Source organism: Pseudomonas sp. AL 58, from assembly GCF_036348395.1.
GTDB lineage: Bacteria > Pseudomonadota > Gammaproteobacteria > Pseudomonadales > Pseudomonadaceae > Aquipseudomonas > Aquipseudomonas defluvii.
On sequence record NZ_JAZBQR010000003.1, the window covers coordinates 128,193 to 141,315 of the forward strand.

The 13,123-nt window shown below is 60.9% G+C and carries 12 protein-coding genes; 7 read left to right on the forward strand and 5 right to left on the reverse strand.

Features of this window, described 5'->3' with window-relative positions; genetic code table 11:
• The first annotated feature begins 47 nt into the window (after positions 1–47).
• Entirely contained in the window at positions 48–368 is a 321-nt protein-coding gene (locus UIA24_RS03640; protein ID WP_330522207.1) for a DUF3077 domain-containing protein, read from the forward strand.
• A 130-nt stretch (positions 369–498) separates the two neighbouring features.
• Here the strand turns inward: UIA24_RS03640 and rpoH are convergent, their stop codons facing one another.
• The 4 genes from rpoH to ftsY all read right to left on the reverse strand — a co-directional run bounded on the left by rpoH (position 499) and on the right by ftsY (position 4,602).
• The gene (gene rpoH / locus UIA24_RS03645; protein ID WP_065757982.1) at positions 499–1,353 is read right to left on the reverse strand and encodes an RNA polymerase sigma factor RpoH; all 855 of its coding nucleotides are present in this window, start codon (positions 1,351–1,353) and stop codon (positions 499–501) included.
• Positions 1,354–1,466: 113 nt separating this feature from the next.
• A complete protein-coding gene (gene ftsX / locus UIA24_RS03650) occupies positions 1,467–2,495 on the reverse strand; it encodes a permease-like cell division protein FtsX (protein WP_065757981.1) in 1,029 nt (342 codons plus the stop codon).
• Positions 2,492–3,163: a cell division ATP-binding protein FtsE gene (gene ftsE / locus UIA24_RS03655; protein WP_010222191.1), complete on the reverse strand. Its 672-nt coding sequence runs from the start codon at positions 3,161–3,163 to the stop codon at positions 2,492–2,494. The genes ftsX and ftsE overlap by 4 nt, the downstream gene beginning before the upstream one ends.
• Positions 3,160–4,602, reverse strand: a complete 1,443-nt coding sequence (gene ftsY, locus UIA24_RS03660; protein ID WP_330522208.1) for a signal recognition particle-docking protein FtsY — start codon at positions 4,600–4,602, stop codon at positions 3,160–3,162. The genes ftsE and ftsY overlap by 4 nt, the downstream gene beginning before the upstream one ends.
• A gap of 230 nt (positions 4,603–4,832) precedes the next feature.
• Here ftsY and UIA24_RS03665 point away from each other — a divergent pair, with 230 nt between their 5' ends.
• The 6 genes from UIA24_RS03665 to UIA24_RS03690 all read left to right on the forward strand — a co-directional run bounded on the left by UIA24_RS03665 (position 4,833) and on the right by UIA24_RS03690 (position 12,235).
• On the forward strand, positions 4,833–6,188 hold the full coding sequence (locus tag UIA24_RS03665) for a M16 family metallopeptidase (RefSeq protein ID WP_065758165.1): 1,356 nt from the start codon (positions 4,833–4,835) through the stop codon (positions 6,186–6,188).
• A complete protein-coding gene (locus UIA24_RS03670; protein WP_330522209.1) occupies positions 6,181–7,677 on the forward strand; it encodes a M16 family metallopeptidase in 1,497 nt (498 codons plus the stop codon). Before UIA24_RS03665 ends, UIA24_RS03670 begins: the two co-directional genes overlap by 8 nt.
• Positions 7,677–8,270, forward strand: coding sequence for a 16S rRNA (guanine(966)-N(2))-methyltransferase RsmD (gene rsmD, locus UIA24_RS03675; RefSeq protein ID WP_330522210.1), 594 nt, complete (start codon positions 7,677–7,679; stop codon positions 8,268–8,270). Before UIA24_RS03670 ends, rsmD begins: the two co-directional genes overlap by 1 nt.
• Before the next feature lie 119 nt (positions 8,271–8,389).
• On the forward strand, positions 8,390–9,742 hold the full coding sequence (locus tag UIA24_RS03680; protein WP_330522211.1) for a M16 family metallopeptidase: 1,353 nt from the start codon (positions 8,390–8,392) through the stop codon (positions 9,740–9,742).
• On the forward strand, positions 9,735–11,177 hold the full coding sequence (locus UIA24_RS03685) for a M16 family metallopeptidase (protein WP_330522212.1): 1,443 nt from the start codon (positions 9,735–9,737) through the stop codon (positions 11,175–11,177). The genes UIA24_RS03680 and UIA24_RS03685 overlap by 8 nt, the downstream gene beginning before the upstream one ends.
• 38 nt (positions 11,178–11,215) lie before the next feature.
• Positions 11,216–12,235 (forward strand): hydrolase, encoded by a 1,020-nt coding sequence (locus UIA24_RS03690; protein ID WP_330522213.1) that lies wholly within the window; start codon positions 11,216–11,218, stop codon positions 12,233–12,235.
• Here UIA24_RS03690 and UIA24_RS03695 read toward each other — a convergent pair.
• Positions 12,232–13,086, reverse strand: a complete 855-nt coding sequence (locus tag UIA24_RS03695; protein WP_065758171.1) for a sulfurtransferase — start codon at positions 13,084–13,086, stop codon at positions 12,232–12,234. The genes UIA24_RS03690 and UIA24_RS03695 overlap by 4 nt on opposite strands.
• Positions 13,087–13,123 lie beyond the last annotated feature (37 nt).

Genomic DNA, 13,123 nt, shown 5'->3' on the forward strand with positions numbered 1-13,123 from the left:
TGAGAAAGATCGGATGGCAGCTCCTTCATCAGGTACAGGAGTGCACCATGAAAAAAATCGTCCCCGATCCACCTCCCGCCCTTGGCACCACTGTCGCCATCCCTTTTGGCACCTGCCAGTCCAGTCATCCTCCGATGTTCAGCGTTTGCAGCGGTGTCCAGGCCGAAGACGCGCTGGTTCATGCGACCCTATTGCTGCGTGGTATCCGTGACGTTACCGACTACTACTGTCAGCACCATGCCGAAGAAACCGGGCGTGGGATGTTGTGGTCGGTGCTGCATTCGGCGGAAATGGCCAAGGCATTGGTTGAAGGCGTATTGGATGGGATGCCGGTGTCGTCGGTAGGGCCGGCGCCTACGTCAACGTAGCGAGCGCATGATTCTGCAGGGCAGCCGGTTTACGGCGCCTGTATCGCAGGCAAGCCTGGCTCCCACTGGATTGCACAAGGCGGTGTGGGAGTTGGCTTGCCAACGATGGGTTTGGGCCGCTAAGGCGGTCTCAGGCGACGATCAGCGCCTTGACCTTGTTCATCGCGTTTTTCTCCAGCTGGCGAATACGCTCAGCCGACACGCTGTATTTCTCAGCCAGGTCATGCAGGGTGGCCTTTTCTTCGGCCAGCCAGCGCTGGTAGAGAATGTCGCGGCTACGCTCATCCAGGCCTTGCAGGGCTTCGTGCAGGTTGCTGGTGGAGTTGTCGCTCCAGTCGGCATCCTCAAGCTGACGGGCCGGGTCGTAACGGTGGTCTTCCAGGTAGTTGGCTGGAGACTGGAAGGCGCTGTCGTCGTCCGCTTCAGCGGCTGGGTCGAAGGCCATGTCCTGACCGGTCAGGCGGCTTTCCATCTCGCGGACTTCACGCGGCTCTACACCCAGGCTTTCGGCTACACGATGCACTTCATCGTTGTTCAGCCAGGCCAGACGTTTCTTTTGGCTGCGCAGGTTGAAGAACAGCTTGCGCTGAGCCTTGGTGGTCGCGACTTTGACGATCCGCCAGTTACGCAGGATGAATTCGTGGATCTCGGCCTTGATCCAGTGCACGGCGAACGACACCAGACGAACGCCCATTTCCGGATTGAAGCGTTTGACCGCCTTCATCAGGCCAACGTTACCTTCCTGGATCAGGTCAGCCTGGGCCAGCCCGTAACCCGAGTAACTGCGGGCGATATGCACGACAAAACGCAGGTGGGCGAGCACCATTTGCCGAGCCGCCTCAAGATCCTGCTGGTAGTAGAGACTCTCGGCCAGTTCACGCTCCTGCTCGACGGTCAGCAAAGGGATGCTGTTGACCGTGTGTACGTAGGCCTCCAGGTTTGCACCGGGGACCAGGGCATAAGCAGGTTGCAACGAAGTGGTCATACGAAAAAACCTCCGACTCACTGAATTCGTGCCCGTGGGCACTGCCAACATTGACCGGGGAACCCAGAACAAGTTCCCCCAAACGCTACGTCAATGCAGGCAAAAAGACACTTTTATCGCGGTGCGAGCTCGCTCAAGTGACGAGCGACCGCAATCCAAGCACCGATATACCCTAACAACACTGCACCAAGCAAGAGCGATAGACCATCGGCTGGCGGCACACCTGCCAGTGCGAAATCGCTACCGTAGAGGCCAGAAAGCCCGATCACCGCATCATTCAGCCAGTTCAAGCCAAATGCCAGCACGCCCCAGGACAGTACGCCTGCGCCAAATCCGTAGAGTGCGCCCATGTACAGGAACGGTCGACGGACATAGCTATCGGTACCACCGACCAGCTTGATGACTTCAATTTCGATGCGGCGGTTCTCGATATGCAGACGAATGGTGTTACCAATTACCAGCAGCAACGCCGAGACCAGCAGCACGGTCAGACCGAATACAAAGCGGTCACCCAGCTTCAGGATCGCTGCCAGGCGCTCGACCCAGACCAGGTCCAGCTGGGCCAGTTCAACCCGTGGCAGTTCGGCCAGGCGCTGGCGCAAGGCCTCGAGGGCCGGTTTGTCGACTTCCTTCGGGGTCACCACGATTACACCGGGTAACGGGTTTTCGGGCAGCTCGCGCAGGGCTTCGCCTAGGCCGGACTGCTTCTGAAACTCGTTGAGGGCCTGATCACGGCTGACAAACTCTGCCTCGGCGACACCCGCAATGCCTTTGATCTGGTCGCGCAAGGCTTCGCCGTCACGGCTGCTGGCGTCCAGTTTCAGGTACAGGGAGATTTGCGCTGCGCGCTGCCAGGAGCCGCCGAGCCGCTCGACGTTGCTCAGCAGCAACGACAGGCCCATGGGCAGGCTCAGGGCGACGGCCATCACCAGGCAGGTGAAGAAGCTGCCAATCGGTTGTTTGCCCAGGCGACGCAGGCTGTCGAGCAGGCTCGAGCGGTGGCTTTCCAGCCACGCATGCAGCAGGGTGCCGAAGTCCGGGCCGTCATCGTCGTCGTTGCCGCGTTTTTTCTTCTCCGGGGCAGGGTCGGCCGGTTTCGGTGCCACCCGCTCGGAAACCTTAGGACTACGTGTTGCACTCATTGCCCGGCCTCCCCATCGCCGATCAGACGGCCGCGCTGCAAGGTCAGCATGCGGTGACGCATGCGTGCGATCAGTGCCAGGTCGTGGCTGGCGATCAGCACGCTGGTGCCCAGGCGGTTAATGTCTTCGAAAACACCCATGATCTCTGCAGCCAGGCGCGGGTCAAGGTTACCGGTCGGTTCGTCGGCCAGCAGCAAGGCCGGGCGGTGAACGATCGCCCGGGCGATACCGACACGCTGCTGTTGCCCTGTGGACAAGTCGCCGGGGTACAGCTCAGCTTTGTCCGACAAGGCCACGCGTTCAAGTGCGGAGTCGACCCGCTTGGCCACCTCGGCCTTGGACAGGCCAAGAATCTGCAGCGGCAGGGCGACGTTGTTGAATACGGTGCGGTCGAACAGCAACTGGTGGTTCTGGAACACTACGCCAATCTGGCGGCGTAAAAACGGGATCTGTGCGTTGCTGATCTGCCCCAGGTCCTGGCCAGCCAGCAGCAACTTGCCGCTGGTCGGACGTTCCATGGCCAGCAGCAGGCGCAGCAAGGTGCTCTTGCCTGCGCCGGAATGGCCGGTGACGAACAGGAATTCGCCCCGACGTACCCGAAAACTCAATTCATGCAGGCCAACGTGACCATTCGGATAGCGTTTGGCGACCTGTTCGAATCGGATCATGGATGCTCCCGCTCGGCAAACAGTGCTTTCACAAAGGGTTCGGCCTCGAAGGTCCGCAGATCGTCGATGCCTTCGCCCACACCAATGTAACGAATTGGCAAGCCAAACTGCTTGGCCAGGGCGAAGATCACCCCGCCTTTGGCGGTGCCATCGAGTTTGGTCAATGCCAGGCCGGTCAGCTCAACGCTCTGGTTGAAGTGCTTGGCCTGATTGATGGCGTTCTGCCCGGTGCCGGCGTCCAGCACCAGCAGGACTTCGTGTGGGGCAGCCGCATCGAGTTTGCCCATTACCCGACGGACCTTCTTGAGTTCTTCCATCAGGTTGTCTTTGGTGTGCAGGCGGCCTGCGGTGTCGGCGATCAGCACGTCGATACCGCGGGCTTTGGCGGCCTGCAATGCGTCAAAGATGACCGAGGCCGAGTCGGCGCCGGTGTGCTGGGCAATGACCGGGATATTGTTGCGCTCACCCCACACCTGCAACTGCTCGACTGCGGCGGCACGGAAGGTGTCGCCAGCTGCCAGCATGACTTTCTTGCCTTCAAGCTGCAGTTTCTTCGCCAGTTTGCCGATGGTGGTGGTCTTGCCCGCGCCATTGACACCGACGACCAGAATCACGAAAGGCGTGCTCTGCGACTGGATGCGCAACGGTTGCTCAACAGGCTTGAGCAGGTCGGCCAGTTCGCCTTGCAGCGATTTATACAGGGCATCGCTGTCCGCCAACTGCTTGCGCGCGACCTTCTGGGTCAGGCTCTGGATGATTACCGATGTGGCTTCAACGCCGACGTCGGCGGTCAGCAGACGGGTTTCGATTTCGTCGAGCAAGTCGTCGTCGATAGCCTTCTTGCCCAGGAACAGGCTGGCCATGCCTTCGCCGATGCTCGCGCTGGTTTTCGACAGGCCTTGCTTGAGGCGGGCAAAGAAACCGGTTTTGGCTTCTTCGGTACGCTCTGGCGCTGGCTCGACTGGCGCAGGTGGCGCTGCCTGAGCGACCGGCGCAGGTACGACCGGTGCAGGTGCAGGTGCAGGTGCAGGTGCAGGTGCAGGTTCGGCGGCTGGCGCAGGCGCTGCAACCACCGGCGGGGTCGATTCGAGCGGCGCAACCGGTGCATCGCGATGGGGAATCGGGGGCGGCGAATGCGGCTCGAGGTCAGCCATCAGTGCCACCGGCTCCTCTGGAACCGGCAAGGTCAACCCGGCAGGCGGTGTTGCCGGGGCCGCAGCGGGGGCAACCTCTGCAACAGGCGTTGCGGGTGTCGGGGCCGAAACAGGGGCGACGTTGATCGCCGGCTCGGCGACGGTTGGCGCGACCTGCTCAGGTACATCCTGGGCGGGCGGCTGTGGCTGTTCGACAACCGGCTGCTTCTTGCGCAGCCAACCGAACAGGCCCTTCTTTTCACCGGCCGGGGCCGGGTTCTTTTTGTCGTCGTTGGAACCAAACATGGAAGACGGCTATCTCAGGGTAGCGATGCGCCACTGTGGCGCCTCAAAAAATTCTTTCAACGCAGAACAGACTATGTTTAAACCGGCTTGTTCATGCGCACATTTTGTCGAGAAGCCTTCGGGCTTGAACCCCGACAGGCATGGTCGTCTGGCAACCGGATCAGTATCCTAGCACCTCCTCGCCCGCAGACGCTAAGACCAAGCGGGCAGTCCTACAGGTTGAACAACGAATGAATGCTCTAGCCCGCCGTGCCACTGGCCTGCTGCTCAGCACAGTTATTCTGCCGTTCGCGGCCTTTGCCGCCGATCCGCAGCCCACTCACGAGTTCACCCTCGACAACGGCCTCAAAGTGGTCGTGCGCGAGGACCACCGCGCCCCCGTGGTGGTTTCGCAGGTCTGGTACAAGGTGGGTTCCAGCTATGAGACGCCGGGGCAGACCGGTTTGTCCCATGCCTTGGAGCACATGATGTTCAAGGGCAGCGAGAAACTTGGCCCTGGCGAAGCTTCTCGCATCCTGCGTGACCTGGGCGCCGAAGAAAACGCCTTCACCAGCGATGACTACACCGCCTATTACCAGGTGCTGGCCCGCGACCGTTTGCCGGTGGCCTTTGAGCTGGAAGCCGACCGCATGGCCAGCCTGCGCCTGCCTGCCGACGAATTCAGCCGTGAAATCGAAGTCATCAAGGAAGAGCGCCGCCTGCGCACCGACGATCAGCCGACTGCCAAGGCCTACGAGCGGTTTAACGCGATGGCTTACCCGGCCAGCGGCTACCACACACCGACCATTGGCTGGATGGCCGACCTTGAGCGCATGACCGTCGAAGACCTGCGCCATTGGTACCAGTCCTGGTATGTGCCAAACAACGCCACCTTGGTCGTGGTCGGCGACGTCACTCCAGACGAGGTCAAAACCCTCGCCCAGCGCTTTTTCGGCGGTATTCCCAAGCGTCCTGTGCCCTCGGCGAAGCTTCCGCTGGAACTGGCCGAGCCTGGCCTGCGCCAGCTGACGCTGCATGTGCGCACCCAACTGCCGAGCCTGATCTACGGCTTCAACGTACCGAGCCTGGCAACCGCCAAGGACCCGCGTACCGTACACGCCCTGCGCCTGATCTCGGCCCTGCTTGATGGGGGCTACAGCGCCCGCCTGTCTACCCGCCTCGAGCGTGAGCAGGAACTGGTTTCCGGGGCGTCCACCAACTACGACGCCTTTGCCCGTGGTGACAGCCTGTTCGTGATTTCGGCCACGCCCAATACCCAGAAGAACAAGACCCTGGCCGACGTCGAGGCCGGTATCTGGAAGCTGCTCGAAGAGCTGAAGACCACGCCGCCGTCGGCTGAAGAGCTTGAGCGTGTTCGCGCCCAAGTGATCGCCGGGTTGGTCTACAACCGCGACTCTATCAGCAGCCAGGCCACCACCATTGGCCAGTTGGAGACGGTTGGCCTGTCCTGGAAGTTGATCGACAACGAACTGGACGAGCTGAAAAACGTGACTCCGGCTGACATCCAGAAGGCCGCGAGCACTTACTTCACCCGCGAGCGCCTGAGCATCGCCCACGTATTGCCCGAGGAAAAGGCTCATGAGTGAGCGCACGACTCCCCGTTACACCCTGATGGGCCTGGGTATCCTGCTGGCGGTGGCACTGCTGGCATTCTTCCTGGCCCGCCCCGCCCAGTCCGATAACGCTGCAGTCGCGGAAAAACCGGCGGCAAAGCCAAGCAATACCTTGCAGTCGCTGGCTGAGCTCGACGACAAGGCGCCGAGTCGCCGCCAACTGGATATCCAGACCTGGAACACCGCTGAGGGCGCCAAGGTGCTGTTCGTCGAAGCCCGTGAGCTGCCGATGTTCGACCTGCGCCTGACTTTCGCTGCAGGCAGTAGCCAGGATGGCGATGCCCCTGGCTTGGCGACCCTGACCAATGCCATGCTCAATGAAGGCGTTGCCGGCAAGGACGTCAGTGCCATTGCCGAAGGTTTCGAAGGCTTGGGTGCCGATTTCGGTAACGGCGCTTACCGCGACATGGCTGTTGCCACTTTGCGTAGCCTGAGCAGCACGAGCAAGCGTGAGCCTGCGCTCAAACTGTTCGCTGAGGTGGTCGGCAAGCCGACGTTCCCGAGCGATGCACTGGCGCGAATCAAGAACCAGTTGCTGGCGGGTTTCGAGTACCAGAAACAGAACCCCGGCAAACTGGCGAGCCAGCAACTGTTCGAACGCCTCTATGGCAGCCACCCCTACGCTCACCCGAGCGATGGCAATGCCAAGAGCATTACCCCGATTACCGTCGAACAACTGCGTGCTTTCCATGCCAAGGCCTACGCCGCAGGTAACGTCGTGATCGCACTGGTGGGTGACCTGAGCCGCGAAGACGCCGAAAAGATCGCTGCCCAGGTGTCTGCCGCGCTGCCTAAAGGCCCGGCACTGGCCAAAGTCGCCGAGCCGAGCGAGCCCACACCGGGCGCCAGCCATATCGACTTCCCGTCCAAGCAGACCCACCTGCTGCTCGCCCAATTGGGCATCGACCGCAACGATCCGGATTATGCCGCGCTGATGCTGGGTAACCAGATCCTGGGTGGCGGTACATTCGGCACGCGGCTGATGAGCGAAGTACGGGAAAAACGCGGCCTGACCTACGGGGTGTACTCCGGGTTCACGCCGATGCAGGCACGTGGGCCGTTCCTGATCAACCTGCAGACCCGCGCCGAACTCAGCGAGGGCACCCTGAAACTGGTTCAGGACATTCTGCGTGACTACCTGAAAACCGGCCCTACCCAGCAAGAGCTGGACGACGCCAAGCGTGAGTTGGCCGGCAGCTTCCCGCTGTCCAATGCCAGCAACGCCAGCATCGTTGGCCAACTGGGCGCCATCGGCTTCTACAACCTGCCGCTGACCTACCTGGAAGACTACATGCAGCAGTCCCAGAGCCTGACCACCGAGCAGGTCAGGGCGGCGCTGAACAAGCACCTTGTGGCTGACAAGATGGTCATCGTTACGGCGGGGCCGAGCGTGCCGCAAAAGCCGTTGCCACCCCCTACAGACAAACCCGCCGAGCAACCGCTCGGTGTTCCGGAGCATTAATGGCCAGTCCATCCGCAAAACCGGCCCGTGCCCACAATGGCCAGGGCCAACTGCGCATCATTGGCGGCGAATGGCGTAGCCGTCGTCTGAATTTCCCCGACGGCCCAGGCTTGCGCCCGACCCCGGACCGGGTGCGAGAAACCCTGTTCAACTGGCTGGCTGCCTACATCGAAGGCGCGCGTGTGCTGGATGCTTTCAGTGGCAGCGGGGCGTTGTACCTTGAAGCGTTGTCGCGCGGTGCCGCCTCTGCGGTAGCGCTGGACAACAATCCGGCTGCGATTGCCAGCCTCAAGCAGAACCTGGAACTCCTGCGCTGCACACTTGGCCAGGTTATCCAGAGTGACGCCCAGCGTTACCTGCAGGGCGAGCCAAGTGCTCCCTTTGATGTGGTGTTTCTCGATCCGCCGTTTCACCAGGACCTGCTGAGCACGACCTGCAGCCTGCTTGAGGAGCGCCAATGGCTGGCGCCACGCGCCTGGATCTACACCGAGAGTGAGGCTGCGCCGTCGAGCCTGCACATGCCCGGCAACTGGCGGCTGCACCGGGAGAAAAAGGCCGGCCAGGTGCACTACGCGTTGTGGCAGCGCAGCTGATCGCACATCAGGCCCGCCGCTCGGCGGGCCTGACACCTCAATAACTATCTACACCCATCCCCTTTGGCAGAACACAGAAGCTACTCCGGCAATTGATGCCACTTTATGGAGTACTTCCCATGATCAAAAAAACCTTGCGATGGGCGCTCGCCTGTCTTGCCCCCGGCCTGCCGCTATTGGCAACGGCCAGTGAACCCGCCCCCTTGCAGCACTTCACCCTCGACAATGGCCTGCAGGTTATTTTGCGAGAAGATCGCCGTGCCCCTCTCGTTGAATCGCAGCTGTGGTACCACGTCGGCTCCAGCTACGAATACCCCGGCCAATCGGGATTGTCCCATGCATTGGAACACTTGATGTTCGAGGGCAGCAGCAAAATCGGCCCCGGCCAGATTGCAAAGATATTCGGCCGCATCGGGGCCACGGAAAACGCCTTCACTACACATGACGCCACGGTATTTCACCAGACCTTGCCCAGCGACCGGCTTGCAATTGCCTTGGAGGCAGCCGCTGACGCGATGGAAACTGCACGTTTGGGCGCAACGGAATATGCGCGTGAGATCGAGGTAGTAAAGGCTGAGCGCCGCCGCCGCGTGGACAACGCGCCGATCATGTTGGCTCAGGAACGGGTCCAGGCCCACGCTTATGCGCAGAGCAGCTACCGGACGCCGACAATTGGTTGGGCAAACGACCTTGAACAGATGCGCGTCGAGGAGCTGCGGCAGTGGTATCGCGACTGGTATGTCCCCAACAACGCCACCCTTGTGGTGGTGGGTGACGTAAACCTTGAAACGCTTAAACCCATGGTCGAGCGTTACTTCGGCGCCATTGCGCGCCGAGACACTCCGGTGAAGAAAGTGCCTCGCGAGCAGGGTAGCGTGGGCGAGCGTCGCCTGGACCTGCGCCTGCCCCAGTTGGAGCCTGGCCTGATACTGGCCTTTAACGTCCCCAGTGCTGCAACGGCTGAAGCGCCTCATCTGCCCCTGGCATTGCGCCTGATTCCTCAGATACTCACGGAAGGCTTCAGTTCACGCATGAACGCCCAGCTGATCCGTCATGAAAAAATGCTGTCCTATGTACAGTCTTCCTACGAGCCCTACCGGCGCGGCGACACGCTGCTGACGCTGGATGCGTTCCCAAACCCGACCACCCAGCCCGCATTGGCTGACGTCGAAATGCGGATCTGGGAAATGCTCGAAGCACTCAAGTCCACGCCACCTACAGCAGCCGAACTGGCACGTGCCAAAGCGCGTTTGATCGCTTCGCAGGTGTATGTCCGCGACGAATTGGGTGCACAGGCCGACGCCATCGGCGAGTTCGTCGGCAGCGGTTTACCGCTGACCTACCTCAACGACGAAATCCAGGCACTGCAAGCTGTCACCGCCGAGGATGTTCAGCACGCCGCCCAAAGCCTGTTGACGCGTGAGCGTTTGACCATTGCCCATCTGCAGGCCAAGGAGGCCGACCATGAATAACCTCAAGGCACGTATGCGTCATGGCGTGATTGGCGTACTAAGCGTTGCGCTCTTCACCCTGATGACCTCTACCGCCGCAACAGCAACGGACGAACTGTTCGGTGGGCTTACCTCACCTCACGAGATTGATCTGCTCAGCCACCCCGAGATAAAGCAGGACATTCAGACCTGGCGTACCGACGCAGGCACTCAGGTGCTATTCGTGCATTCGCCTGGCCTGCCCATGTTTGATCTGGTGCTGAAGATTGATGCCGGCAGCGTCCGGGATGGCGACACGCCCGGGTTATCAGCGCTTACCGTGAGCATGCTCAACGAAGGAACCAAAGACTACAACACCGACGAAATTGCCGAACTGTTCGAGCGGCACGGCGCTAAGTTCTCGACCCGTTACGAAGCGGACTCTGTCTCTGTTTCGCTGCGCAGCCTGAGCGCTGCCGAGCACCGTATACCGCTGGTTGAGCTGTTCGCCGAGGTGGTTGGCAAGCCCGCACTGGGCGCCACTCAGTTGCAGCGGTTGAAAGGGGAGATGCTCAATCAGTTGAACGATGACAACAATTGGATGCCGTTTTTCCTGAAGAACGAGTTATATGCCCAGCTCTTTCGTGGCCACCCCTACGCCCAGCCGTCAGGGGGCACGCCAGAGGGTATTGCAGCGGTTACCCGCGAAGCCTTGCACAGGTTTCACAGCCAGACCTACACCTCTCAGAACATGGTCATTGCACTGATCGGTGATCTGGCGCTGGAGGAGGCCAAGGCCATTGCCGAAACCGTTAGCCAGGCGCTGCCCGAGGGGCCGGCTCAACCTCCGATTGCCAGTACGCCAGAAGCTGAGCCTGAGGTTCTGCATTTTGAGCGCCCGAATGCACAAACCGATGTCATGCTGGCATTTCCGAGCGTCACGCTAGACGACCCGGATTACGTTGCCATGGAGATTGCCAGTATTTTATTGGGCAACCATCCCAACGCACGTCTGACGAATGAACTGCGCCATAAACGTGGGCTGACCTATGGTGTTGTGGCCACGTTCATGCCGTTCAAGGCTGGCGGTTCGTTGCAGATCAAATGGGATGTAGAGCCCCGCTACAACGAGGCTTCTCAAGCGTTGGTCAGTGAGATGCTGGAGACATTCCTGCGTAACGGCCCCACCCAGGAAGAGCTGGACCTGGCCAGACAGCTATTTCGTAGCGAAGCGCTCAACTCAATTTCGGTCAACGCCCTCGCGGTGCGGAAAATTTCTGCCATAGGCTTCAACGGTAGGCCGCTTGATGACATTCAGCGGCAACAGGAAGAGGCTTTCGCCTTGACGCCAGAGGCTGTCAGGCTTGCTGTAAATCGTAAGTTGGACCTCACGAAGTCGGTGTTCATCAGTGTGGGCCCCGAGGTGCCTCAGGAGCCGTTGCCCGATCTCTCGTTGATTGCGCAAACCGACGAATAGAGGCGGTACAAGCATTCAGGTTTGTGGCAACGTAGTCGATGCACGAAGAGGAATCGACGTTGGCCGCAGCCTTCAATACCCCTGTTTTTCGCCCAGCCCCCGGGCTGGGCAACCCACATCTGCAAACCTTGTGGGGCCCGCTATGGCGTAAGCTTGCGGTGCCGTCACGCCGGCGTGAACGCCTTTGGCTCAAGGACGGTGACTTCCTTGACCTTGACTGGCATGGCCCGCACAGCATTGATGCGCCTCTTGTGGTGTTGTTGCATGGCCTCACCGGTTCTTCGTCATCGCCTTATATCCTCGGCGTGCAGCAGGCACTGGCCCTGCAAGGCTGGGGCAGTGTCGCGGTGAACTGGCGAGGCTGTTCAGGCGAGCCGAACCTGTTGCCGCGCAGCTACCACTCTGGTGCCAGCGAAGACCTGGCCGAAGTCATTACTCATGTGCAGGCTCAACGTCCCGTCGCACCGCTCTACGCTGTCGGTTACTCCTTGGGTGGCAACATACTGCTCAAGTACCTTGGGGAAACCGGCACGGCCTGCCCTTTGCAAGCCGCCGTGGCGGTTTCGGTGCCGTTTCGCCTGGATCAGTGCGCCGACCGAATTGGCCAAGGCTTTTCGCGGGTGTATCAAGCCCATTTCATGCGCGCGATGCGGGCTTACGTGAAAGACAAGCAGCGGCATTTCCAGCGCCACGGCCATCAGGAGGGGTTGTCGGCTATCGAGCGCCTGGGGTCACTGGAGCATTTGCGCACGTTCTGGGATTTCGACGGCAAGGTCACTGCGCCGCTGAACGGCTTTGCCGACGCCCATGACTATTACCGGCGTTCATCGAGCCGTTACTTTCTCGGGGAGAATCGGACGCCAACGCTGATCATCCAGTCCAGCGATGACCCCTTCGTGTTTCGCCACAGCCTGCCGGGTAACAACGAGCTGTCGACGCAGACCACTCTGGAGCTGCATGCCCACGGTGGGCATGTCGGTTTTATCGACGGGAGTCTGCGCCACCCCGGCTATTACCTGGAGCGGCGCATTCCGCAGTGGTTGGCCAGCGGTGCTTAATCGCCGGTGGCGACAGCGTTTTGCGGGTCGGTAATCCACTCGCTCCAGGAGCCGGCGTACAGCGTTGCCAGCGGGTAACCGGCCAGGCACAGGGCAAACAGGTTATGGCAGGCGGTCACGCCTGAACCGCAATAGGCCACCAGGTTTTCTGGCTGACGCGCGCCCAGAACAGCAGCAAAGCGTTGGCGCAACTGCTCGGCCGGCAGGAAACGGCCATCAGCGCCCAGGTTATCGGTGAAGGCTGCGCATTGGGCGCCCGGGATATGCCCTGCGACCGGGTCGATAGGTTCTACTTCGCCACGGAAACGCGGCAAGGCACGGGCATCAAGCAAGGTCAGCTCCGGTGAACCCAGACGTTTGTTCAGTTGCTGCGCCGAAACCAGCATGGCCTGATCCGGTTTGCCGGAAAAATGTCCTTCTCGTTTTTCTGCGGGGTCCAGGCTCAACGGCAACCCTGCGGCGTGCCAGGCCTTGAGCCCGCCGTCGAGCACATAGACGCCACTACGCTTGCCCAGCCAGGCCAACAGCCACCAGGCTCGCGCGGCAAAGGCGCCCGGGCCATCGTCATAAAGCACGACGTCACTGTCGTTATCCACGCCCCAGCTTTGCAGGCGTTCAATCAACCGCCCTGGCTGGGGGAGCGGGTGACGTCCACTCACGCCCTTGACCACTGGGCCGCTAAGGTCGCGCTCCAGATCGGCGAAATGCGCACCAGCGATATGCCCTCCGGCATAACTGCGCTGACCGTAATCGACATCGTCCAGGGCAAAGCGGCAATCGAGCACCACCAGCTTTGGCTGTTCGAGCCGTTCGGCCAGTTGCTCAGGGCTCATCAGTTGCGCGAGGGGCATGACCATCTCCTTATCGTTCAAATAGGGTGAGTAGCAA

Coding starts and splice junctions, on each gene's coding strand:
- UIA24_RS03640 (WP_330522207.1), top strand. CDS start 48: ATGAAAAAAATCGTCCCCGATCCACCTCCCGCCCTTGGCACCACTGTC.
- rpoH (WP_065757982.1), bottom strand. CDS start 1,353: ATGACCACTTCGTTGCAACCTGCTTATGCCCTGGTCCCCGGTGCAAAC.
- ftsX (WP_065757981.1), bottom strand. CDS start 2,495: ATGAGTGCAACACGTAGTCCTAAGGTTTCCGAGCGGGTGGCACCGAAA.
- ftsE (WP_010222191.1), bottom strand. CDS start 3,163: ATGATCCGATTCGAACAGGTCGCCAAACGCTATCCGAATGGTCACGTT.
- ftsY (WP_330522208.1), bottom strand. CDS start 4,602: ATGTTTGGTTCCAACGACGACAAAAAGAACCCGGCCCCGGCCGGTGAA.
- UIA24_RS03665 (WP_065758165.1), top strand. CDS start 4,833: ATGAATGCTCTAGCCCGCCGTGCCACTGGCCTGCTGCTCAGCACAGTT.
- UIA24_RS03670 (WP_330522209.1), top strand. CDS start 6,181: ATGAGTGAGCGCACGACTCCCCGTTACACCCTGATGGGCCTGGGTATC.
- rsmD (WP_330522210.1), top strand. CDS start 7,677: ATGGCCAGTCCATCCGCAAAACCGGCCCGTGCCCACAATGGCCAGGGC.
- UIA24_RS03680 (WP_330522211.1), top strand. CDS start 8,390: ATGATCAAAAAAACCTTGCGATGGGCGCTCGCCTGTCTTGCCCCCGGC.
- UIA24_RS03685 (WP_330522212.1), top strand. CDS start 9,735: ATGAATAACCTCAAGGCACGTATGCGTCATGGCGTGATTGGCGTACTA.
- UIA24_RS03690 (WP_330522213.1), top strand. CDS start 11,216: ATGCACGAAGAGGAATCGACGTTGGCCGCAGCCTTCAATACCCCTGTT.
- UIA24_RS03695 (WP_065758171.1), bottom strand. CDS start 13,086: ATGCCCCTCGCGCAACTGATGAGCCCTGAGCAACTGGCCGAACGGCTC.